This is a genomic window from Methanomassiliicoccus luminyensis B10 (assembly GCF_000308215.1).
GTDB classification, from domain to species: Archaea; Thermoplasmatota; Thermoplasmata; order Methanomassiliicoccales; family Methanomassiliicoccaceae; genus Methanomassiliicoccus; species Methanomassiliicoccus luminyensis.
The window spans coordinates 14598-35484 of the sequence record NZ_CAJE01000012.1; the positions used below are offsets into that span (position 1 = coordinate 14598).

Here is a 20887-nt window from a genome sequence, read left to right on the forward strand (position 1 = left end):
ATGTCGCCTCTCCACTGCAGATGGAGTATAAAAAGGCTCAGATGGAATTGATACATACCGTAAAATATCGGAATGACATCCATAGGGCCAAACCAACCGGACCGACGAAGGTGTCGTGAGTTGACATCATACTCTCGGCCGCCCAAGGCTTTGGAGGGAAAGCGTACGCCCGACCATAAAAACTTAAGCCGTTTTAAGGTCAACGCCAAACTCCTGTTAATGGTGGCTGTGGCCATACTTGCCCTCATCGGTTCGATGTTTCTATCGAGCCTAATCCCTGGGCTATTTTGGGTTCGTACGGTGACAGCTACACTATTTATCCTATTTGTGCCAGGCTTCCTGGCCTTGAAGGTACTGGGCATCCGATTGAAGAGCTTCGCTGAATCGACCCTAATGGCGCTTGGGCTTAGCATATCCATAGTGATGCTTCTTGGTGTAGGCGCCAACATCCTCCTCCCCTATGTGGGCATACGCGACCCATTGAGCCTAGTCCCAATGACGACCATTTTCGTCGTCATGACCACTTTCTTGGCAGTGGCCGCCTCGCTCAAGAACGGTGACGTGTCATTCCGTCTTCCCCTGTCCCTCCTCCGCTTCCGTCCCTATCATCTTTTCCTTGCGTTGATCCCCCTCGTAACGCTCTTGGGAGTGGTGGTCCAGAACTCCTTCTCTTCAAACATCGTCCTGGCGGTCTCGATACTGATGATATGCTCTATCGTAGTGCTTGTTGCCATGGGCAAGGTACCGAGGGAAGCGTATCCGATGACCATTTTTCTTATGGGCATATCCCTGCTCCTCCATACCTCCCTCATTTCTGATTTCCTGTGGGGGTGGGATATACATCTGGAGTATTACGCCGCCACATCCGTCATCGACGCCTCGTACTGGAACCCCGTTCCGACGGACGAGATGCCCCAGGGGCTCCGAAACATATTCTCTATGCTCAGCATCGTGATCCTGGGACCGGTCGTCTCCATACTGGGCGGTGCGGGCATGGACGTGGTGCTCCGAGTCGTCTATCCATTCATCTTTTCCTTCGTGCCGGTGGGCCTGTACATCCTGTTCAAGAAGCAAACTAATGAGGAGATGGCCCTCCTTTCATCGTTCTTCGTGATATCAATGTTCACGTTCTTCACCGAGCTGCCGCAGATCGCTCGCCAGGAGATCGCTGAACTCTTTGTCGTCCTGCTGCTGTTGCTGCTCGTTGATAACGAGATAGCAATATCTCAGAAGAAAGCGCTGTTCGTCATCTTTGCGTTCTCCCTTGTCGTTTCCCACTACGGCACCTACTACTTCATCATCACGATTCTGCTGATCGGATATGTGCTGGGGAAATTGTTCGATTGGTGGAGAGCTGTCAGAAAGCACGAAGCGGCCCCCGTTCCCCGGCTGGATGAAGGATCCACCAGTAATGCCTTCAACCTGACCTTGGTGCCCCTCCTGCTGATTATCTCCTTGTCGGTATTGTGGTATGCTCTTGCATCTGGTTCATCCCCGCTCCTTACGATCATTGATGTCCTTGACAGAATGGGGGATTATATCCTGGGCGGCATCTTCGCAGGGAGCATCATCGAGACCATCGGCATGATCAGTGCAGGCTCCGGTACTCTGTTGGATATGATATGGAATGTGGTGCAGGTTGCACTCATAGTCGCTATCATCGTAGGGATTTACCTCCTCCTGAAGAAAAGAAATGCGGCCAGCCATGCCATCGCCTCGATCAACTTGGCTGCTCTAGGGGTCCTTGCGGTGTGCCTGGCCGTGCCACCTCTCGCCGCCGCTCTCAACGTTTCTCGAATATTCCACCTGGCGCTGCTGTTCCTGGCGCCGTCCCTGGTCCTTGGAGTGGTAGCTGCTCTGGGGATGCTGTCCCGAATCTCCAGGTCCATGGGCTCTTTGAGCCGCCATTCGTTGAAGATAGTCTCCGCGATAGTAATATTGTCTCTGGCATACAACAGTGGTCTGATGCATGTGGCCATCGGTGCGGAGTCCACCTCCTTTGCCCTCGATGAGGACCACGACTTTCCGCGTTTCACCACCGCTGAGGTGATGGGGGTAAAATGGACCGTATCGAATGGACCCCAATGGGTCATGGCCGACGAGTATAGGAGATTGCTGTTCTTTAGCTTCGAGACCACCGCTCCGATGATTCCCCCGCCCTCCAGGGATCTCACATATGTCAATTCATTGTTCTATTTCGGAAAATATAATCTGGACAACCGTGAGATTCTCATCAAGTACGACCATGTCTCTTGGGAAGATAGCGGAATGCTCGCGATGGAACATGAATCGTCCAAGATATATTCCAACCCCTTCTCTGAAGCATGGTACTTCAAGGGATGACCCGGGATGGGGGAACGATTGTTCATGCGTCCGGCGATCGGGTACATGTGCCGCATTAGATGATGATCGGTCCTCTTCATCGTGAATGATCGTCAGGAGGTCCGACGTCCGAGGCAAAGTTATCTGTTCTAGTAGCACGTGCCCCAATCCGGCTAAACGATGGTCGAGGAAGGAATGAACGGTCAGGGCGCGATGTCGAGCGTGCCGGGCGTCCCGGGGCTGGAGCCCGGGCCGATATGGACCCTCGTAGATGAGGGGCTGCGGCGCACCAATCTGTACGTGTTCATCTTCGACCGAAGCAAGCGCTTCCTGTACGTGAGCCCGTCCGCGGCCAGGGAGCTGGGCCGGCCCCCCGGGTCCTTTCAGGGGAGGACCGGGCGCGAGATCAACTTGGAAGGGGACGTCGCCGCGGCCTTCGAGGCCCTGGTCGATCTCGTTATCGCATCAGAGGCCACTCTCCACGGCGAGAGGACGGTCCAGCGCAACGGGTCCCCCCGCATCTACGAGTACGACGCCTTCCGGCTGTTCGGGGGCGGCGAGGACGCCTCCGCCATCATGGTGTTCCTTACCGACCGCACCAGGGAGAAGCGCCAGCAGGCCTTCATCGAGGGACTCAACCGCATCAACCAGGAGATAAGCAGGCTCCAGGACCCCGAATCCATAATGTCCAGGGTGGCGGACATCGCCGGGGACAGCATGGGCGGCGATCCCATGGGCATTGTCCTGCGCGAGGGGGGAGCATGGACGGTCCGGTACATTTACGCCCTCCCGGCAGAGGACGTAGGCTACCGCTTTCGATGGATCGGCGGCCTCCTGGACCGCTCCCTGCACACCGGCGAGCCGCTGGTGATGGACGATGTGAGGGATTTCCCCGAAATGAACAACGAGGACGTGGAACGCCGGGAGATCCGCTCCCTGGTCTCCTTCCCCTTCAGGGTATTCGGCAAGCTGGAAGGCGCCCTCTTGTTCTTCCGCCCCAAGGCGGTCCGTCCGTACGAGGCCCTGGAGATCGATTTCGGCCGCAGGCTCGCCGCGTCCGTGGCAGTGGCCCTCGGCAACTCCATGATGTACCTCGAGGTCAAGAGGTCGGAGGAGGAGAAAGCCGTCCTCCTGGAGCAGATCGGCAGCGAGAAGGAGCTGCTGCATGCGATGATGGAAGGCGCCGGGACCCCCATGGCCCTCATCGACGCCGCGAGCGACCCCCGATTGGTGGCATGCAACGCCGCCTACCGCGCCGCTGTCTCGACCCCTGCCGGCGTCGCCTCCCCAGAAGGACGGCTCATGCGCGACCTGCTGCCCGCCGATGAGTTCGAGGCCGGCCTCAAGATGCACCAGGAGGTCATGCGCGCCCGCCGGCCATGTACCGTGGAGCACCAGCGGACGGGACCCCAGGGCGCCAAAGAACATTTCCTGGTGTCCATGGTGCCGCTCTGCGGCAAGATGGGCCCGCGAGCATTGCTGACGGCCACCAACATCACCCAGACCGTAAAGGACAAGGTCCGAATAGAAGATCTGGCCATAAAGGCGGACGAGGAGCGAAAGCGCCTCCGGGCCATCATCAACAACCTGCCGGTGGGGGTCATCATCGTCGACGCCGACGGGAAAGTGATCGAATCGAACGAGGTCCGCGACCGCATCTGGGGCGGGCCGACCAACATCAGGAGGATACCGAACGACCTAAAGAACCTCCGGGGGCGGTGGGCGGACACCGGCATCAAGCTCGCCGAGGAGGATTGGCCCCTCTATCGCTCTTTCAAGTACAACGAGAAGGTGCTCGGCGCCGCGGTGGACGTCCTTCGACAGGACGGTTCCCGGGGGACGGTGCTGAACTCATCGTCCCCCATACGCAACGAGGCAGGCCAGCGCATAGGGGCGATGGGGGTCTCCCTGGACATCACCGCGCAGAGGCGGATGGAGCACGAGGCGGTCGAGGCCAAGGAGAGGGCCGAACTGTACCTCGACCTGCTGACGCACGATATCAGCAACCTCAATATCGTCACGTCGAGCACCATCCAGCTGGCCATGGCCAAGGAGGATGCCCAGAAACTCAGGGACGGCCTCGAACGGGCGCTCGAGTCCCTCGGCGAGAGCAATATGCTCATCGACAACGTGAGAAAGCTGCAGATGATCGAGTCAAGAGAACTTTCCAGGACCCTGGTCGACCTCGGCTGGGTGCTGGAGGACATCGTGGAGGACCAGAAGGGGCCGGCCGGCAGCGTGCGCATCAACTACCGGCCGCAGCTTCGCCGGTTCGTGCTGGCCACCGATCTCATCAAGGACGTGTTCACGAACATCATCGGCAATGCCGTCAGGCACTCCGGCGGCTCCGTCACCATAGACATCGCTTTGAGCAAAGCGTTCGAGGGCGGGCAGGAGATGTACAAGGTCGTGGTGGAGGACGACGGTCCCGGCATACCCGACGCCGACAAGAGCAAGGTGTTCCTGCGCAAGTTCCGCGGCTCCAGGACCGGAGGCACCGGCCTCGGGCTCTACCTGGTCAAGCGGCTGGTGGAGGACTGCGGCGGCAGAGTATGGGTGGAGGACCGTGTGTCCGGCGACCACGCCAAGGGATCGAGGTTCGTGGTCATGCTGCCGGCGGTGAGCGGCCCGTGCCTCAGCGGTCCGCAAGTGTGAAGCTCACTCGCGGCGAAAGAGGCCTGACAGCATCCCCCTGACCCCGGCCCAGTTCTCCTTCTTCATCTTGAACGCGAAGTGGTGAACGTACCCCTTGTCGAACCAAAGGCTGTAGCGGCGCTCCAGCAGCGCCTGGTAGTCCGGGACGTAGGTGGACACCGGTATCCACTCGGCGCCGTCCCTGATCTTGTAGAAGTCGTACTCCGACGCCTTCGCCAGGTAGTGGTACCACAGCTTGTCGTAGATGCCGTAGCGCATGCGGATGGCGAAGTTCTCCACCTCAATCCTCGAGTCCGGGCGGTTGGACAGCCCCTCCCCGGCCCATAGATAGTAGCCGAGGGAGCCGTCCACCGCGGTGAACTCGGTGTGCATGACCAGTCGGACGGTGTGGTCGAAGTCGGCGGAGGAGCGGAACTGCTCGTCCAGGCAGCCCGCCTTCTCCGTCAGCGACTTCCGGAACATGTAGAACGGTCCGAACAGGAACCGCCGGGTGGCCTCGGAACGAGGCAGCGTGGTCGTATCCTTCCACTTGCCTTCGGTCCCGCCGAACTCTGGCACCACCTTGTACTTGCCGTGCACCAGGCCGATGTCGGGATGCGCGTCGAGGCACGCCGCCTGCTTCTCGATCGAATCGGGGGTCCGCAGGTCGTCCAGGTTCCATATAGCCAGGTAGTCTCCCGTGGAGTTGCGGATGCAGTTGTTCCATGACACCGAGTACGGGACCACCTTCTCCTGCACCGTGTACCTGAGGTGCCCCGGGTACTTCTCCTGGAACTCCTCGACAGCGCACAGTTCCCGGGGCGTCGGCTCGTTGAGGTCGATGACCACTTCCAGCCGATCGAAGGCGGTCTGCTCCGCCGCGTTCTGCAGGAACCGCGGCAGGTACTTCTCGCCGCGGTAGCAGGACGTCAGGGTGGAAACGACCGGCCTGCTCATCTGCGGTTCTCCAGATACCACCCTATGGTCCTCTTCAGGCCTTCCCTGAAGTCGGTGCCGGCCCTGAACCCGAACTCCTCGAAGGCGCGGGAGGTGTCGAGCATCCTCCTGGGCTGCCCGTCCGGCTTGGCGGCGTCCCACACGATACCGCCCTGGAAGCCGGTCAGCTCCTGGATGAGGGCGGCGAGGTCCCTGATGGATATCTCGAACCCGGCCCCCAGGTTCACTGGCTCGGGCTTGTCGTACTTCTCCGCCGCCATCACGATGCCCCGGGCCGCGTCCTCCACGTACAGGAACTCGCGTGTCGCCGACCCGGTCCCCCACAGCTCCACCGACGGAGCTCCGCATTCCTTAGCTTCCACGAACTTCTTGATCAGGGCGGGGATGACATGAGAGGAACGGGGGTCGAAATTGTCCCTGGGCCCGTACAAGTTCACCGGCAGGAGGTAGATGCAGTCGAAACCGTACTGCTGGCGGTACGATTGGGACTGCACCAGCAGCATCTTCTTGGCCAGGCCGTACGGCGCGTTGGTCTCCTCGGGATAACCGTTCCAGATATCCTCTTCCCTGAACGGCACGGGAGTGAACTTGGGGTACGCGCAGATGGTCCCCAGGGCCACGAACTTGGGCACGCTCTTCCGCCGGGCCGCCTCTATGAGCTGGATCCCCATGATGGCATTGTCGTAGAACAGAGTGGCGGGGTTCTCTTGGTTGAACCCGATGCCCCCGACGCTGGCGGCGAGATGGATCACGATGTCCTGTCCGTCCACCGCGTCCAGGCAGTTCTCCCAGACCCTAAGGTCCAGGTCCCTGCTCCTCGGGACGGAGATGTCTGAACGTCCCACGCCCTTCTCGTTCACCAGCTGGTCCACCAAGAACGAGCCCAGGAAGCCCGCGCCCCCTGTCACCAGCACCTTCTTGCCGGACCAGAACGACATCAGTCCACCGCCCACCATCGCCGCGGGAACCTTTGCTCCAGGATGCGGTCCCCCTCCCCTACTGGCTCTAGTCCGGCGGCGCGCATGTCCGCGTCCACCATAATGTGGGCCAGCTCCCTGAACTTGATGCGGGGCTCGAAGCCCAGCGCCTCTTTGGACTTCAAGGGATCGGCGATCAGCACCTCCACCTCGGTCGGCCGGAAGTATTTGGGATCTATCCTGACGTAACGGTCCTTCTTCAGCCCGACGTAGTCGAACACCTCGTCCACGAACTCTTCGACGGAGTGGGTCTCCCCGGTTCCGATGACGAAGTCGTCGGCCCTTTCTTGCTGGAGCATCTTCCACATAACCTCGACATACTCGGGCGCGTAGCCCCAGTCCCTCCTCGCTTTCAGGTTCCCGAGGTACAGGTGCTCCTGCTTCTTGGCGGCGATGGCCGCCACGGCGCGGGTGATCTTGCGGGTGACGAAGGTCTCGCCCCTCCTCGGCGACTCATGGTTGAACAATATGCCGTTGCAAGCGAACATATTGTACCCCTCCCGGTAGTTCTTCGTTAGCCAGTAAGCGTACAGCTTTGAACATGCGTACGGCGAGCGCGGGGCGAACGGCGTCCCCTCCGATTGAGGCGGCGAGGCTGAACCGAACATCTCCGAGGAGGAGGCCTGGTAGAACCGAATATGGTTGCCAGACCGCCTTATGGACTCCAGCAGCCTGGTGGTGCCGGTGGCGACGACGTTGGTGGTATATTCAGGCACATCAAAGGACACTCGAACGTGGCTCTGAGCGCCCAGATTGTATATCTCGTCCGGGCGGACGTTGTACACGATGTTGTTTATGGTCTCGGCGTCGGAGAGGTCGCCGTAGTGAAGCTTCAGCCTCACCCCCTCCTCGTGAGGGTCTGAGTAGATGTGGTCTATGCGAGAAGTATTGAATGTGGATGCCCTCCTGATTATGCCATGGACCTCGTAGCCTTTCGATAGCAGGAACTCCGCGAGGTACGAGCCGTCCTGGCCGGTGATGCCAGTGATGAGGGCCTTCTTGGTGACCAAATACACACCGCACGGCTATACTATTGTTGCCATTTAATTGTTGTTTAGACGCCATGCGTACCGCCCGGTTCTGGCCAGCCCATATTCTTGAGCATCCTTAGAAACTAGGTGAGCTTGCCAATTGGGATGTTCCAACTATTGCCGACGTTACGGTTCAGGTATTCCCTTTCTTTAGGCGGGAGGCCCCGGCAAGAACGGCCTCGATCCGCCTTTCCATCGTATGGTCTTTCAACGTTCGCTCGTATCCGGCCTGGGCGATCGCGGCCCTTTCCTCTTCTCTGTCTAGGTAATATTTTATCTTATCCGCCGCATCATTGGCGTCATCATAGGTGACGATCTCTTTTCCGGGGACATAGTATTCGCCGATGTGATCAGTGTTTTTCGTGACCAAGAGGCTTCCGCATCCAGGAGCCTCAAAGTCACGTCCCTTTATCTGGAGCTTTCCGCCTCGGGAGGCGAAGGAGATGTTGAGGGAGATCTTGCTTTGGTTGTATAAGCGAATGAGATCAGACTGGTTCACGCGAACCCCATTCTCCCAACCCTCGCCGAAAGTGGTCAGTGAGGTACCCCTCTTTTTCATAGTGTCGATGAAGTCCACCCGATCCTTATTGCTTCGCCCGACAAACGAGGCGGCGATCGTCCGTTCCATGTTGAAATTACGGTAGAGGTGATGATTGCATCCCCATTGAGTAAGGACTTGGTTGTCGAGCCCTTCTTTCTGGCGTTTCTCGTAGCTCTCCTTATCTGTGGTGGCGATTACGTCGAACAACTCCCAGACGCTCCTGGTGTCCTCGTATCTCCAGTGATCGTCTGCCAACCATATGATCGTCCTGCACGGCAGCTCTCTCGATATCTCCTTCCACACCTCGTGCTCTATCCAGTCATTGAAATGGAAATAGAATAGGTAATCCGGCTGGTAGTAGAAAGCCACCTCCCGGAGCATTTGGGACATCTTCTCGAAGCCGTACCGGTGTGAGATGCGGTCATAATCAAAATAGATGGTAGTGAGGTCCATGCTGGAAAGGGCCTGGTAGAAATTGTAATGCTCGAAGCTCAACCCCTTGTCTCGGACACCGTAGTCGTAACGAATGCCGACATAGAGGACTTTGGGCCTGTCCCGGTTGAACCGCACCTCCACCTCGTCATTGGCGATGGCCTCTACGGCCCTGTCGTCGAACTTGCGTTCTATCCCATGGAGAATCCTTTCGGTGCTGCGAAATGCAAAGTAACGTACTGAATTGAAGATGCTTCCCAAGTAGACCCTCTCCGACCATCGACTGGACACTATCGTATGGCTTTTTGGACTGTCCAATATCAGATTGGCATGCCCATCCCTCGGATAACCGATGTTCGGATAAATCATTTTGTCTGAGAGCCAGGACTCCATACGTGGGCTTCTTTACCTCTCATGGGCTAGGCAACTGATGGCCGAATCCGGCCAAGTCGGAGTCGTCCCTGGCCAGTATTGGGATCCCACCTAGCGGTCTATCATATGCACCGACCGGGCGAATGCCATGGTCCTGAGGATATGCAGGCGAGAAATGCCCGCTCCAGCAGAGAGCGAACACGAGATTGAAGCTGATCACATGTCCCGACAGTCGTCATACTCGGTTCAATCGTCGAGGTGCCATCAGAGGTCCCCCCCCCCTCTTCGGACCAGATGATGATTTACGCTTGAATAGCATCCTCCCCCGACTCTGACCAACAGGTCTGGGAGGTCATCGGTCTAGGAAGAGCCCACTAATGTGATGTATCGTCCCAGATCACCGCATCTTCTGCAGCTCCCACTTCCTGTCGAGCAGAACCTCCGCGCGGTACGGGTCCGCCGGCCCCCCGGAATTGAAATCCAGGGGGGCGGACACGTTGACCACGCGGTCGACATGGCGGCCCTGCAGCAGGTCGATGGACCCCTGCTTGTGCGCCGTGAGGGCGATGGTATAGTTGCCGGAGGACAGCAGCTTCCCCGGGAACGTCAGGCGGGCCTCGTAGTCGCCGGGAGGAAGGCGCTCCGTGCTGCGGTCCCAATCGGAGAACAGGGAGCGGACCAGCTCATCCCCCAGGCTGGTGTTCACCACTATGCCCATGCGCAGGTTCTCCGCGCTCACCGGCAGGGTAAAGCGCACCACCACCTCGAACGGCAAGCCGCCGTCAATGAGGCCAGTGTTCAGGCCGCGCTGGATCACCTCCAGGGAATCTACGATGATCTCCTCCCCTCTGAGCGGCAGGGCGCCCATCTCGCCCTCCAGGGTCTGGGAGTAGGCGTTGATCACCTCGTCCACCAGCCCCTTGGCGACGACCCTCCCTGACCTGAGGAACACCCCCGTCTCGCACAGCGACCGCACTGCATGCATGTTGTGCGAGACGAAGATGACGGTGCGGCCCTCCCCGGCCACCTCCTTCATCTTCCCCAGGCACTTGGCCTGGAACTGCTGGTCGCCCACCGCCAGCACCTCGTCGGCAATGAGGATGTCCGGCTCCAGGTGCGCCGCCACAGAGAACGCCAGGCGGAGGTACATGCCCGAGGAGTAGCGCTTGATGGGAGTATCCAGGAACTTCTCCACCTCTGCGAACTTCACGATGGCGTCGAACTTGGACTGGATCTCCTTCTTCCCCATCCCCAGGATGGCCCCGTTGAGGAACACGTTCTCTCGACCGGTGAGATCTGGATGGAACCCGGTGCCGACCTCCAGCAAGGAGCCTACGGACCCCCGGAGCACGATCTCGCCGGCGGTGGGATAAGTGATCTGCGAGAGTATCTTGAGCAGAGTGCTCTTCCCCGCCCCGTTTCGGCCGATGATGCCGACCGTTTCCCCCCTCTCCACATCAAGGTTCACGTCCTTCAGCGCCCAGAACACCTCGCTCCCGTAGATGTGCCCCTGGATCGAGGCAAGGGGGTGGCGGACGAAGGTCGAAAGGCTCTCCCCTATCCTCATCCCCACCGGCCGGTAAGCGCCGGCGCCGGAGATGATGTGATAGCTCTTGGACAGCCCCCTTATCTCGATGGCCTTCTCCATCAGATCACATCCGCGAGCTGCCGTTCATAGTGCTTGAAGTACAGCAGGCCGGTGAGGAAGATGGCCAGCGTGGCGAAGATGGAGTAGAGGAGCGGCAGGAAGTCCATTTCCGGCCGTCCGAATATGAAGAACCTCTGGGCCGTGAATATGCCGGTGAGCGGGTTGAGGTTCAGCGCGAGCCGGATGAGGTCGGTGGTCGCCCAGCTGATGGGGTACAGCACCGGGGAGGCGTACATGGCTATGGACACCCCGAACGGCACTACGTACTGCACATCGCGGTACTTAGCAGCGGCCGCGGACAGCCAGAAGCTCACTCCCGCTGACAACAGGAACGTGAGGGCCAGAGGGACGAAGGTGAACACCGCCCAAACGCTGATGCTCTCACCCATGATGAGGATGACCGCTACCACCATGATCGCGGCGATGGCATAGTCCAGCAGACCGGCGATCACCAGGCTCAGCGGTATAAGCACACGGGGGAAGTACACCTTGGAGATCATGGGTGCGTTGGCGATGAGGCTCAGCGACGCGGAGGTGACGGTGCCGGACAAGAACGTCCACAGAATGAGGCCGGCGAACAGGAAGGAATATGGCTCGATGCCCCCGGTGGACAGGTTGGCCAGCCGGTAGAATATGAACCCGAACACGAAGGTCAGGAGGAGCGGCTGCACGATGGCCCAGCCGATCCCCAGGACGCTCTGCTTGTACTTGGTCTTGATTTGCTTCCAGACCAGGAAGTATAGGAGCTCGCGGTACTCCCATATCTCTCCCAGGCCCAGTTCCCAGCGGGAACCCTTGGGGCGTATGACCTTGACCTTCTTTTCCGCCATTTGACATTCTTGTCCTGGGCCCGGCCCTTTGAACCCACCAATAGTCATCTCATGATATTAATTCTTGATTTGCTCAGCCAAGGCGGCAGAGAGGTACGCGGACATTTCCTTGGCAAAGTTCTCGCGCGAGTACCGGTTCAACGCCGTGGTCTGGCATTCCCAAATCTGCCGACGGAGCTCGCCGATAGGCATCTTCGCCACCTCCCTGGCCTTCTGGGCGATCTCCTCGGCCGTGCAGTCCTCCAGCCAGGCGCCGCAGTCCGGGGGCAGGTCGATGCCGTTGTTCCTGCTGATCACAGGATACAGACCGGCCCGCATCGCGGTGGCGGAGGACGTGGAGATGCCCTCGCTGCAGAGGGGGAGATGAAGCAGCAGCACCGCTCCATCACTTCCCTGAACACCCTGCCGTCGGTCCTAAGCCAGCCGTAATAGGTAATGTTCGGCGCGTGAAGGAGGTCATTCCCGTACGCCCTCATGAAATCCTCCTCCTCGTGAGCGTTGCCCACCACGTTCAGGCGCAGGTCGGGGAGCTTCCGGAACGCTTCCAGCGTTAGGTCCAATCCCTTGTGCACCGCTCCGGCGCCGTTGAACCACAGGAACTCGCGGCTAGGGGGGACCAGTGCCTTGGGGGGCTTGATGAAGGCTGTCGAGGACGATGGTGTGACCAATGTGATCCTGTCGCGAAATCTCTCCGGGAACGTGGACAGCGTGACCTCATTCCCGATCAGGGAGATGCGATCCGCGATCTCAAGAGAACTGTCGAAGAGGTCCGGCTCTAGCATCTTGCGCTTTGGAGCGTAAGGCACGCCGGTCCGGCGCTCCATCTCCTCGACCCTCCTAGCTTCGGCGGCATTGTTGAAGCGGGGATAGCTTTCAGTTACATGCAACAGGCGCTGGGTGTCAGGAAGGGCGCTATGGAATCGGGCCATGTTGGTGCTGATGTCGAAATGCACATTGTAGCTGCGTGAGGGGAGGAACTTCTTGTTATCCCAGTTGATGGCGTCGACATCGTAGCCAAAGGATGAAAATATGTGGGCGATGTTCCTGCACTCCCACCTATTGGTGTGCCCGCTCCTCAGTAGCCGGGAGTCCTCCTTGCTGACCACTGCGGCGTTGAGGTACCCCATCAGCGCCCTTCCCCTGGCGGGAGGGACGGCAGGCAGGCTCGTCATCTCCTTCTTCGTCAGGTCCCGGTATATCGTCCGGAAGGTCTGGGCAAGTCTCACGCTAGGTTCACGACCTTGGTGCTCATCGGACCTAAGGGTCGAGGCTTTGCGCGGCTAAAACAATTTCCGTACTGTAAAGTTCGGCTCCATGTCACTATGGATATCCTAATATATGGTGCGATGAAGCATCTCATGTGAAGGCATCGAGATGGTGGCCAAGGTCTTCTACGATCACCAGATATTCTCTTTGCCATCGTATGGCGGCATCTCCCGCTATTATGGGGAATTGTTTCGGCGCTACGCCGGCGACCCCGATCTTGACATCGATCTCGCCCTGGCGTTCAGCGGGAACCAGTACCTTGAGGGGACGAGGTTCTCGAGCAGGTACTGGGCCTCGGACACGCTGCGCAGCAGAACGGTGGCGAAAGCTCGCGACCTCACTGGGATCGACCTCAAGTACTGGACCAACCAGCGCGTTTCCGCCCGGGCCCTGAGGCGGCAGGACTTCGACATATTTCATCCCACATATTACGACCCATACTTCATCGAGCCTCTGGGAAGGAAACCCTGCTACCTGATAGTTCACGATATGATACATGACCTTCTTACCCAATACTACCCGGCGAACGCCAAGGTGATAGGCTGGAAGAAGGCCGTCGTGGATAGGGCCGATCACATCGTCACTGTCTCCGCGAACACCAAGAACGACCTGTGCCGGCTCTATGGGGTGGACGGATCGAGGGTCCGGGTGATCCGCCAGGGCATCTCGCTCGACCCTCCCCCGGGGCCGGTGGAGCGGCCCGATGGGGTCCCGGAGCGCTACATCCTGTTCGTCGGCCACCGGTGGACGTACAAGAACTTCGACCGCTTCCTTGAAGCGGTCTCCCCGCTGCTTGCAAAGGACCGGGAGCTGCACCTGCTCTGCGTGGGGGGCGACCCCTTCTCGGAGGCCGAGGACCTGAGGATCTCCCGGCTCGGTCTGGCCGGGCAGGTGCGCCAGATGAGGGTGGACGACAGCTTTCTCATCGCCCTGTACAAGAACGCCCTGGCTTTTGTGTTCCCGTCCCTCTACGAAGGCTTCGGGTTACCGGTCCTGGAAGCGTTCGCCTGCGGCTGTCCGGCAGTGCTCAGCAACACCTCCTCGCTGCCGGAGCTGGGCGGCGACGCTGCCGAATACTTCGATCCGGGGGACGAGGCGTCCATGGCGGAAGGGATATCGAGGGTAGTGCAAGACGAGGGTCTGAGGGCCCGGATGACCGCCCAGGGTCTGGAGCGCGCCAAGCTGTTCTCCTGGGACAGGACCGCCCGGGAGACCAAGGCGGCATACCTCAGCATGCTCTGACCGACCTCATCACTATGAAATAAACAACCTGCCAATTAGGGTTCATGCCTCTAGGCGACCCCATGGGCGGGGAGGCCCCCGAACAGGAGCGAGGAAAACTGCTCAGGATCGCGCAGCTCCGGGTGCCGGTCAGCGACATCGAGCAGGCCATAGAGCTGTACTCCGAGGTCCTGGGCCTCAGGCTGGCCTCGGACATGAGGGCCATGGGGCAGGCCGAGATCGCTCTGGACGAGGGCGCCACTCTGCTGCTGTACGTCCCGGGGAAGGATGACGAGGACCAGCCCGGCATCCGCACCGGGGCGGTGCTCGCCACTGATTCCATCTATGACTTCCACAAGGTGCTGGTCGACGAGGGCATCGAGTTCACCATGAAACCGCAGAGGGACAAGTTCGGCCGTCTCATCGCCCGCTTCGTTGATGACGACGGGAACGAGTTCGAGGTGGTGGACGCTCCGAAGTAGTCACGCCTGCCCGCGGGCCAGCGAGCTGTTGGTGCGGTAGAAGGCCAGAGGCTCCTCGATCAGCGCGATGGGGAACAGGCACCCCACCCGCAGCTGGAAGTCGCGGTCGTCGTGGCTGCACACCCTCCGGTCGAACGGCCAGAACCCGTCGACGGCCTTCCAGGCCGACCGGGTGAACGAACAGCTGCTCATGGTCATATTGACATCGTTCAGCTCCTTCACCCTCCGCACCTGCTCCGGCCGCAGGACCGTTGCTTCGTGCAGGTATCCGAGGCGAACGGGCAGGTGCGCGCTCAGGCGCAGAGTGCTTGGGTCGGCGAAGGGAATGCTCCCACCGCCTACCAATCTTGCATCGGGGAACCGATCGAAGGTACGCGCTACAGCGTCGTACGCGTACGGGAGCAGGCAGTCGTCGGCATTGAGCACCATGAAGGCGTCATGGTCAGAAGCGGCGATGGCCCGGTTGATGCTCTCCCCCTGCCCCGCGGCCTCCCCGTTCTTCAGCAGCTTGAAGGTGAACTCGTCCTTCAGCCGCTCGATGATCTCGCCGGTGTCGTCGGTCGACTCATCGTACGATATGGTGATCGGCGCATCGCGGGGGCAGGAAGACAGCGCGTCGCGGAGGAACCGCCCGTGGTTGTAGCAGGGGATGATGATCTCCAGCGTGAGGTCCCTCTCCCTGGACGGTACGGGGCGGGAGCCGTACTTGGCCACGAACCTGGCCAGGTTCGGTTCGAACCTCAGGTTCTTCCGGTAGCTCTCACTTCGCCTCAGAACAACGTCGGTCAGCCACATGTTATCCTCCAAACCTTATCGGGATGGCGCTGTGGTGCGGAGATAAGGATGGGGTTTGAAAGAAGTTTCGACCGTGGCCGACGAAGAGAACTGAGGAACTCAGCATGCTCTCGACCCGCCGGTCAGATCTTCTCCCCAGCACCAGCGCGGCAACGACGGAGGCCCCGACCGTTATCGCGACCGTCCCGCGCCCCGGGCAGGGATCATAAAAAAGAGGAGGGGGGAAGGGATTTACTTCGCGGCCGCGGCTGTGACCGCGTCCACGGAAGCGAGGATCTCGTTCTGGACATTGCTGCAGACCTCGCGGTTCACGCCCATGGTCTGGCCGTTCTTCCAGATGATGTTGAGATCGATGGAGCCGTTGGAGAGGTCCACGGAGAAGTTCTTCAGGGACGAGGTGTACATGGACGCCTTTCCCCGGGTGGAAGTGCGGACCTTCCCGGTCTCGGCAAGCAAGCCGATCCCGGCCATCTTCTCGACAAGCTTGTAGCAGGTGGCCAAGGGGATGGAGGTTATGGTGGAGATCTCCCTTACCGTCAGCTCCCTGCGGGCCGTGGCGGCCACGATAATAAGCACGGAGTTGTCTACCAGTGACTCAGCGAGCTCTTCTCTGTGGGTGTTAGCCGTCCTTATGGCCTCGAGAATGCAAACCTCTTCCTGATCGCCGGATGTACGCATAATAATCCTCTTAGTAACCCTTCCCGAACAATAGACTCCTTATTAAACTTTTGAAAGCCGCATGATTCGGTCCAGTCTGCCAATTTACGCACATATTGGACCTCTAATCTATCGTTTTATGCATTATTGGTTCGATATCAGAATGATTGTGGACAGATTAATACAATTAGCATGAATTATCAAAATTTCGAATTGACTGCTGATAATAATCGAAAGATACATCATTGATGAGCCAATCCCCCTTGGTTTCAGGGGCACGTGGATGGCGCCTGGGAACCCCTTATTCTCTGAACAATAGTTTACGCCCGTTCGCCGCGAGCTCGGCATGACGAGGGCCCTCAAAACGGGAGGCGCGCTATCTGTGAAAATATGAAGAACAGTGACCGGAGGGTCCGAAGCCCTCCGGGCCTGAGAAATTAAGGAAAATGGTTTATCCCGACGCCAGGTCGCTCTGGGCGATGGTCTTGTCTATCTCCGCCTTGAGCTCCTCCGGTATGCCCCTGATGCCGACCTCCAGGAACCCCCGGACGATCATGCCGACCGCCTCGTCCTCGGTGAGGCCGCGGGACATAATGTAGTCGACCTGGTCCCGGGCGATCTTGCCCAGCGAGGCCTCGTGGGTCATCTCCACGTCGGGGACCCTGGCATCCAGCTCGGGAATGGCCACGTTCACGCCGTTCTTGCCGAGGATGAGCCCGCGGCATTCCAGGTGGGCCTTGATGTCAGGCGCCTCTCCTACCAGCGTGCCGCGGTTGTATACCGTGCCGCCGGTGGTGATGGACCGGGCTATGATCTCCGCCCTGGAACCCTGGCCGGCAAGCACCGCCTTGGAGCCCAGGTCCAGCACGGAGCCGGGGTGAGCGACGGCGATGGTATTGAACCGCGCCACCGAACCCTTGCCCACCAGATTTGCCGTCGGGTACATCTGGATGCTCTTCACCGGCTTGAGGACGACATAGTTGTTGACGTAGCTGCCGCCCTCTTCCACGATCACGCCGGTGCGCGGCCTCACTCCGACCTGATCGGCCCAGTTGTGGATCATGGTGAAGGTCAGCGACCCGCCCTTCTTGACGTAGAACTCCGAGATGCCCAGGTGGATGGCGGCCTCCACGCCCTTCCGGGTGGTGCAGCCCGAGACCACTTCGAGCGACGCGCCTTCCTCCACCACGATGATATTGTGGACCGTCTGCGCGGTCTGGTTGTGCCCGACCATCAGGCACGTCTGCACCGGCAGCTTGACCTTCTTCCCGGGCAGAGCGTGAATGAAGTATCCGGGAGAGTCGCCGAGGTACGTCGCCGCGGTGTACTTGTCAGCGTCGACCTGCACCGCCTTCCAGGAATAGTCCCTTAGCCAGGAGTGCTTCTTCAGCGCCTCCCGGGTGTCCAGGAGCTCGAACCCGTCGCCCTCGATGTCGCGGGCGACCATGGAGCTGTCCAGGACCACCAGGCTTCCCTCGCGGCCCTCCCCGGTGGGGATGACCCCGGCGCCGAGGAGCGTTTCCTTCATGTCGTCAGGAAGCTCGCTGAGGCGGGAGACCGGTATGTCTCTAGCGCCGTCCTTGAACTTATCGAGGTCGATGTCCTCGCCGTACTTGGCCTGCTTGTTCAGGGCCTTCCGCGCGCGTTCCTTCAGCCCGTCCTCACCAGTCGGCATTTCACACACTCCTCGTATCCCTTGGCGCGTATCTCTCTCAGCAGTTCCCGGGGGTTCCCTTGGCAGGTGATGACCCCGTCGCACAGCACATATCCATGGTCAGCTTCGATGTAATCAAGTATCTGTCCGGTGTGAGTGATCACCAGGGCGCTCTTACCGTGCGCCTCCCGCTCCCCGGCGCACTTCATCCCGGTGGTGAGAAGGTGGCGGACCATGTTCCCGACCTTCTCTATGCTCTCCAGGTCAACCCCGGACTCCGGCTCGTCCAGCATGTACATGCAGGGGTTCTGGGCCGCCAGCTGCAAAAGCTCCGACCTCTTGATCTCCCCGCCGGAGAAGCCCACGTTCACGTCCCTTCCCAGGAAGCGCTCCATCCCCAGCGTGGACGCCAGTTCCCTGGGGTCCACCTTGCCGTGGCCGGTGACCTTGAGCATCGTCTTGAGCGTAACGCCCACCAGGTTCGGGGGCCGTTGGGACATCAGGCCGATGCCCAGCTTGGCCCGCTGGTCCACCGGCATGTGGGTGATGTCATGTCCGTCGAATCGTATCTCGCCTCCCACGATCCTGTACGCGCCCACCCCCATGATGGAGGACAGCAGGCTCGATTTTCCCGAGCCGTTCGGTCCGAACAGGACGCTGGTGGAGCCGGAAGCCACCGTCAAGTTGACGTCCTTGAGGACCGTCCTGCCCCCTACCTCTACCGTCAGGTCCTTGATCTCTAACATGCTCTCACGTCAGGGTAGGCAGGGATTTCATTAATAATTATCTCAAAAGGGGAGCTAAAACTGCTTAATAATTCACAATAGTTAAGAATGCTGGAACAGGTCAATCATCTGGAATATGGCTTGAAGATCTCAGAGATCGTCCTCCGCATGGGTGACTATCATTGTCCCGGGTAGCTCCTGTATCAGATCCCTGCCGGTGACCTCGCCGTACCGGTATTCGACCCCCATGTGAACGGCGAACGGGGGCGAGGTGCACCCGGCCCTGAACTGGTCCAAGGGACAGAGGGGTCTGTCGAGTGATCAAACTCCCTCCTCATTATTACTGCTCCATCCAGTGACCTCGCAAACAAATTATATACTTTTACTGTATACGCTATTTTCACCAAGCGGTGAAAAAGATATAATAGTGAAAATCATGGATGAAACAGACTACAAGAAAGCTATCGAATCATTGCTGTCCAGGGTCGGAGACTTGGAATGGAGCAAATATGAAAAAGACGATGTTGGCACTGGCAGGGTAGACGCAACAGCCAACTTGAAAATCGGAAATAGGAAGAAGAAGTTATTGATCGAGCTCAAATCATCGGGCGAGCCGAAGGTCATTGCGGAATATGTCGGTCGCTTGAGCAACAGGCCAATCGGGGACTGCTATCCCATTATCATCGCTCCTTTCTTCAGCGATCGCGGGAGGGAGATGTGCGAGAGGTCCAACATAGGCTGCGTGGACCTCTCAGGAAATGCCTATCTGGAATTCGATGGCATTTACATTAACAAGTGGGGCAGTGACAATAAGTATAAGGTTAAGCGGAAGCAGCAAAAGCTACTATCGCCAAAGAGCTGCTGGGTGATCAGGTGCATGCTTGAGAATCCCGGCAAGGAATGGACAATGCAGGAACTATCTAATTATTCCTCGGTGAGCCTAGCTCAGATCTACAAGGTCTTTGACGGTCTGGAAGCTGAGAACTATATCGAGAAGAGGAGGGGCGGGACCAGGCTTGCCGATCCCTCGGGCCTGTTAGACTTGGTGTCAGAGAAATATAGGTACGATCGCCAGGAGATCACTGGCTACTACACATTTCTGAAAGGCTATGACCAGATATTTTCGAGGTTGAGACAGCTTCCCGATGTCGATTACGCGGTCACTCTGGGGGCTGCGGCCCGGTTGGTGTTGCCAATAGTGAGGTCAACGGACACGCATGTTTATGCCGGGGACCCAAAGGTTCTCAGGGACGCTCTGGACCTGGAGCCCGTGGAGTTTGGCGGTAACTTGTACTTGATTACTCCAAAGGACAATGGGGTGCTGAAGCACATCCAGGTGATCGACGGTGTCAAGGTGGTATCCAACCTCCAGCTGTACCTAGACCTATACAACTATCCTCAGCGTGGAAGGGAGCAGGCTGATGCTATCCGGAGCGATCTGCTGGGGGTGAACGATGTCTCCAAGGCTATCCACTGACTACGATGGCGGAGTGGCCAATGCCTCTCTTTCTGCCCTATTAGAATTATCCATCGCGTTGGGTTCTTACAGGGATTCGTTGGTGCTTGTCGGAGGCTGGGGCCCCGTTCTTCTTGATCGAGGAGTTTGGGCGTGGAGATTTCTCCCACGTCGGGTCGATCGACATTGACATCGCCGTCAATCCAGAACTGGTCGGGGATGATGAGCATTCAACAATAGTGGATCTCATCGAGGAGCGTGGTTATTCTCTGCGGCGTGGGGTTGATGGACAACCTATCGTCTTCAGCTTCGAACGGGAAATATCATCGAGAGTGGATGGACGAAGCTACAGAATATCAATCGACTTCCTTACCAGCACGACCGTGAATTCTGGGAATCACAGGCATAGGAGGGTCCAGCCATCGCTCCCGGCGAGAATCGCGAACGGATGTGATATCGAGTTCCAACACAACTTCAAAAAAGAGGTCCGAGGAACGCTTCCCGATGGCGGTGAGGCAAGGGCCCAGATACAAATGTTGGACATCGCTGGTTGCATTGGGATGAAAGGGGTCGTCCTCGGTGAAAGGTACAAGGAGAAGGATGCTTATGATATCTTTAGTGTGATGTCCCAGTGCCTTGATGGTCCTGCCGCCGTGGCTCGGAAAGTAAGACCATTCCTGGCAGAGCAGAGCATGGGGCTGGGCATGACAAACATAAAAGATAAGTTCAGATCGGTAGAAGCTGAAGGCCCTACATGGGTGGGGACTTTCCTGGCCAACGCTGATGCTGAGCAGAAAAAGAGGTACCAGGCGGAGAGCTACGCTTCGGCCAAGCGGTTCCTGCGAGAGCTGGACCCCAGCAGTGCCGGTCAATGAGGCCGCTCATGT

General features: G+C 58.9%; 19 protein-coding genes. 6 read left to right on the forward strand and 13 right to left on the reverse strand.

Annotated elements, in window-relative coordinates:
- Positions 1–120 precede the first annotated feature (120 nt).
- Positions 121–2343 carry a DUF2206 domain-containing protein gene (locus WYS_RS02890; RefSeq protein WP_162137688.1) on the forward strand — a complete coding sequence of 741 codons (2223 nt, stop codon included), beginning with the start codon at positions 121–123 and terminating at the stop codon, positions 2341–2343.
- Between the two features lie 159 nt (positions 2344–2502).
- Positions 2503–4977, forward strand: coding sequence for a sensor histidine kinase (locus WYS_RS14130; protein ID WP_019176655.1), 2475 nt, complete (start codon positions 2503–2505; stop codon positions 4975–4977).
- A 3-nt stretch (positions 4978–4980) separates the two neighbouring features.
- Here WYS_RS14130 and WYS_RS14135 read toward each other — a convergent pair whose 3' ends face one another.
- The 8 genes from WYS_RS14135 to WYS_RS02935 form a co-directional block, all read right to left on the reverse strand.
- On the reverse strand, positions 4981–5913 hold the full coding sequence (locus WYS_RS14135; RefSeq protein ID WP_019176656.1) for a glycosyltransferase: 933 nt from the start codon (positions 5911–5913) through the stop codon (positions 4981–4983).
- On the reverse strand, positions 5910–6851 hold the full coding sequence (locus WYS_RS02905; RefSeq protein WP_019176657.1) for a GDP-L-fucose synthase family protein: 942 nt from the start codon (positions 6849–6851) through the stop codon (positions 5910–5912). The genes WYS_RS14135 and WYS_RS02905 overlap by 4 nt, the downstream gene beginning before the upstream one ends.
- Positions 6851–7900: a GDP-mannose 4,6-dehydratase gene (gmd, locus tag WYS_RS02910; RefSeq protein WP_019176658.1), complete on the reverse strand. Its 1050-nt coding sequence runs from the start codon at positions 7898–7900 to the stop codon at positions 6851–6853. Before gmd ends, WYS_RS02905 begins: the two co-directional genes overlap by 1 nt.
- 154 nt (positions 7901–8054) lie before the next feature.
- The gene (locus WYS_RS02915; RefSeq protein ID WP_162137689.1) at positions 8055–9155 is read right to left on the reverse strand and encodes a CgeB family protein; all 1101 of its coding nucleotides are present in this window, start codon (positions 9153–9155) and stop codon (positions 8055–8057) included.
- A 508-nt stretch (positions 9156–9663) separates the two neighbouring features.
- Complete coding sequence (locus tag WYS_RS15550; RefSeq protein ID WP_019176660.1) at positions 9664–10914, reverse strand: ABC transporter ATP-binding protein; 1251 nt, start codon at positions 10912–10914, stop codon at positions 9664–9666.
- A complete protein-coding gene (locus WYS_RS02925; RefSeq protein ID WP_019176661.1) occupies positions 10914–11744 on the reverse strand; it encodes an ABC transporter permease in 831 nt (276 codons plus the stop codon). Before WYS_RS02925 ends, WYS_RS15550 begins: the two co-directional genes overlap by 1 nt.
- Positions 11745–11801: 57 nt before the next feature.
- On the reverse strand, positions 11802–12041 hold the full coding sequence (locus WYS_RS02930; protein WP_019176662.1) for a hypothetical protein: 240 nt from the start codon (positions 12039–12041) through the stop codon (positions 11802–11804).
- Positions 12038–12970: a glycosyltransferase gene (locus WYS_RS02935; protein WP_026068744.1), complete on the reverse strand. Its 933-nt coding sequence runs from the start codon at positions 12968–12970 to the stop codon at positions 12038–12040. Before WYS_RS02935 ends, WYS_RS02930 begins: the two co-directional genes overlap by 4 nt.
- 148 nt (positions 12971–13118) lie before the next feature.
- Here WYS_RS02935 and WYS_RS02940 point away from each other — a divergent pair, with 148 nt between their 5' ends.
- Both WYS_RS02940 and WYS_RS02945 read left to right on the forward strand, forming a co-directional pair.
- The gene (locus tag WYS_RS02940; protein ID WP_019176663.1) at positions 13119–14252 is read left to right on the forward strand and encodes a glycosyltransferase family 4 protein; all 1134 of its coding nucleotides are present in this window, start codon (positions 13119–13121) and stop codon (positions 14250–14252) included.
- Positions 14253–14296: 44 nt separating this feature from the next.
- Complete coding sequence (locus WYS_RS02945) at positions 14297–14713, forward strand: VOC family protein (RefSeq protein ID WP_026068746.1); 417 nt, start codon at positions 14297–14299, stop codon at positions 14711–14713.
- On the opposite strand, the gene WYS_RS02950 is transcribed toward WYS_RS02945, so the two are convergent.
- From WYS_RS02950 to WYS_RS15900, 5 genes are all read right to left on the reverse strand, one after another.
- Positions 14714–15508 (reverse strand): glycosyltransferase family 2 protein, encoded by a 795-nt coding sequence (locus WYS_RS02950; RefSeq protein ID WP_147654395.1) that lies wholly within the window; start codon positions 15506–15508, stop codon positions 14714–14716.
- Positions 15509–15739: 231 nt separating this feature from the next.
- Entirely contained in the window at positions 15740–16186 is a 447-nt protein-coding gene (locus WYS_RS02955; protein WP_019176666.1) for a hypothetical protein, read from the reverse strand.
- 430 nt (positions 16187–16616) lie between these two features.
- On the reverse strand, positions 16617–17840 hold the full coding sequence (locus WYS_RS02960; protein ID WP_019176667.1) for a SufB/SufD family protein: 1224 nt from the start codon (positions 17838–17840) through the stop codon (positions 16617–16619).
- The gene (locus tag WYS_RS02965; protein WP_019176668.1) at positions 17816–18565 is read right to left on the reverse strand and encodes an ATP-binding cassette domain-containing protein; all 750 of its coding nucleotides are present in this window, start codon (positions 18563–18565) and stop codon (positions 17816–17818) included. The genes WYS_RS02960 and WYS_RS02965 overlap by 25 nt, the downstream gene beginning before the upstream one ends.
- Positions 18566–18694: 129 nt before the next feature.
- Complete coding sequence (locus WYS_RS15900; protein ID WP_019176669.1) at positions 18695–18841, reverse strand: hypothetical protein; 147 nt, start codon at positions 18839–18841, stop codon at positions 18695–18697.
- 139 nt (positions 18842–18980) lie between these two features.
- Between WYS_RS15900 and WYS_RS02975 the strand changes: the two genes are divergently transcribed.
- Both WYS_RS02975 and WYS_RS02980 read left to right on the forward strand, forming a co-directional pair.
- Positions 18981–20021: a hypothetical protein gene (locus WYS_RS02975; RefSeq protein WP_019176670.1), complete on the forward strand. Its 1041-nt coding sequence runs from the start codon at positions 18981–18983 to the stop codon at positions 20019–20021.
- A 113-nt stretch (positions 20022–20134) separates the two neighbouring features.
- Positions 20135–20875, forward strand: a complete 741-nt coding sequence (locus WYS_RS02980) for a hypothetical protein (protein ID WP_147654396.1) — start codon at positions 20135–20137, stop codon at positions 20873–20875.
- Positions 20876–20887: the final 12 nt, after the last annotated feature.

Excerpts from the sequence above, each read along its gene's own strand:
- WYS_RS14130 (WP_019176655.1), top strand. The coding sequence starts at position 2,503 with ATGGTCGAGGAAGGAATGAACGGTCAGGGCGCGATGTCGAGCGTGCCG.
- WYS_RS14135 (WP_019176656.1), bottom strand. The coding sequence starts at position 5,913 with ATGAGCAGGCCGGTCGTTTCCACCCTGACGTCCTGCTACCGCGGCGAG.
- WYS_RS02905 (WP_019176657.1), bottom strand. The coding sequence starts at position 6,851 with ATGTCGTTCTGGTCCGGCAAGAAGGTGCTGGTGACAGGGGGCGCGGGC.
- WYS_RS15550 (WP_019176660.1), bottom strand. The coding sequence starts at position 10,914 with ATGGAGAAGGCCATCGAGATAAGGGGGCTGTCCAAGAGCTATCACATC.
- WYS_RS02925 (WP_019176661.1), bottom strand. The coding sequence starts at position 11,744 with ATGGCGGAAAAGAAGGTCAAGGTCATACGCCCCAAGGGTTCCCGCTGG.
- WYS_RS02940 (WP_019176663.1), top strand. The coding sequence starts at position 13,119 with ATGGTGGCCAAGGTCTTCTACGATCACCAGATATTCTCTTTGCCATCG.
- WYS_RS02945 (WP_026068746.1), top strand. The coding sequence starts at position 14,297 with ATGCCTCTAGGCGACCCCATGGGCGGGGAGGCCCCCGAACAGGAGCGA.
- WYS_RS02950 (WP_147654395.1), bottom strand. The coding sequence starts at position 15,508 with ATGTGGCTGACCGACGTTGTTCTGAGGCGAAGTGAGAGCTACCGGAAG.
- WYS_RS02955 (WP_019176666.1), bottom strand. The coding sequence starts at position 16,186 with ATGCGTACATCCGGCGATCAGGAAGAGGTTTGCATTCTCGAGGCCATA.
- WYS_RS02960 (WP_019176667.1), bottom strand. The coding sequence starts at position 17,840 with ATGCCGACTGGTGAGGACGGGCTGAAGGAACGCGCGCGGAAGGCCCTG.
- WYS_RS02965 (WP_019176668.1), bottom strand. The coding sequence starts at position 18,565 with ATGTTAGAGATCAAGGACCTGACGGTAGAGGTAGGGGGCAGGACGGTC.
- WYS_RS02975 (WP_019176670.1), top strand. The coding sequence starts at position 18,981 with ATGGATGAAACAGACTACAAGAAAGCTATCGAATCATTGCTGTCCAGG.